Genomic DNA, 1,773 nt, shown 5'->3' on the forward strand with positions numbered 1-1,773 from the left:
GCGCCCGCCCCCGGGGAGACGGACGCGCGAAGCACCGACGACTCCCCGGCCACGGCTGCCGCCGCGGCGCCGAAGTGCGCGGTGGACCGGCTGGCCGAGAACCGGCAGGTGATGCAGCCGGGCACCGCACAGGTGTCCTGGGCCATCGAGATGGCCGAGCAGGGTCTGTTGACCGGTTCCCCCTACACCCGGCCGGCCGGGTTCGCGAACCTGGGCCTGGCCGCCTTCGCACCGAACGGAGACTTCCCCAGACTGCCGCTCAAACACCCGGCGGGCGACACCTTCGACTCGGTGCCGCGCTCGGTCTACCAGGCGATCGTGGCCCAGGAAAGCAACTACAGCCAGGCGTCCTGGCACGCCCTGCCCGGCATCGCGGGCGGTGCGCTGGTCGGCGACTACTACGGCGCCGGCGGCTCCATCTCCAAGATGGACTACACCAAGGCCGACTGCGGCTACGGCCTCGGCCAGATCACCAACGGCATGTCGAAGGGCGACACGGTCTACTCGGTCAACGGCCAGACCAAGATCGCCGTCGACTACCAGGAGAACGTCTCCGCCGGTCTGCAGATCCTGGAGCGGACCTGGAACCAGCTCTACGACGCCGGCATCACCGTCAACGGTGGAAACCCGCGCTACCTGGAGAACTGGTACCTGGCCGCCTGGGCCTACAACTCCGGAATCCAGCCCACCGCCAAGTTCGGCAACACCACCGGCTGCGTGCCGAGCCCCACCTGCACCAGCGCCGAGGGCAACTGGGGCCTGGGCTGGGCCAACAACCCGCGCAACCCGGACTACCCGCCGACCCGCGCGCCGTATCTGAAGAACAGCTACGGCGACGCCGCGCACCCCGGCAGCTGGCCCTACCAGGAGCGGATCACGGGCTGGATGGGCCAGCCGATCCTCCGGTTCAACCAGCCCGCCTACACCAAGCCCGACTACCACGGCGGCAAGACCTGGCTGCAGATCCCGCCGGTCACCGCCTTCTGCACCGCCGACAACAAGTGCGACCCGACCGGCGCCGCCAACGCCAAGTACTGCACCCTGGCCAGCTTCCAGTGCTGGTGGCACCAGGCCGTCACCTTCGTACCCGACTGCTCCGCCACCTGCGCCACCAGTGCCTACACGGCGGCCGCCGGCTCGACCGAACCGGCCGTCGTCAAACCGCACCCGCACCCGCCGACCTGCGCCCTGGACTCCGCCAAGGTCGGCAACGCCGGATACGGAGCCCCGATCGTCGTCGACGAGTCGCAGCCCCAGCCACCGCTCAACCTGGTCGGCTGCGGCACGCCCGCCAACTGGTCCCAGGGCGGCACCTTCACGTACGCGTACGGGACCAACGCCGCCGGTGACAAGATCGGCGCGATCGACACCCACCAGCTCGGTGTCGGCTTCGGCGGGCGTGTCCTGTTCACCCACACCGAGGACGGCGCCAACCCGGACCTGATCAACACCGGGACCTGGACGCCGAACCTGCCCAAGCTCCAGTACTACAAGATCAAGATCCATCTCCCCTCCACGGCCGCCACCGCCTCCAACGTCGTCTACACCATCAACCCCGGCGGCGGGGTGGCACCGTGGAAGATCCGGGTGAACCAGAACTGGGGCACCGAGGAATGGGTCACCATCGGCACCTTCGCGATGCGAAACGGCGGCAACCTCCAGCTCACCAACAAGAGCGAGATCACCGGCGCCGGCAACATCAACTTCGCCGACTACGACGTCGCCTACGACGCGGTCGCCTTCATCCCGATGGGCGGCACCCCCGGCCAGCCC

At 69.1% G+C, this 1,773-nt stretch carries 1 protein-coding gene; it reads left to right on the forward strand.

Annotated elements, in window-relative coordinates; all coding sequences use genetic code 11:
* The coding region (locus tag ACFV61_RS26900; protein WP_380494353.1) for a transglycosylase SLT domain-containing protein at positions 1-1,773 on the forward strand (1,773 nt) is incomplete at both ends.

It is taken from the genome of Kitasatospora sp. NPDC059817, assembly GCF_042731835.1.
Taxonomy (GTDB): domain Bacteria; phylum Actinomycetota; class Actinomycetes; order Streptomycetales; family Streptomycetaceae; genus Kitasatospora.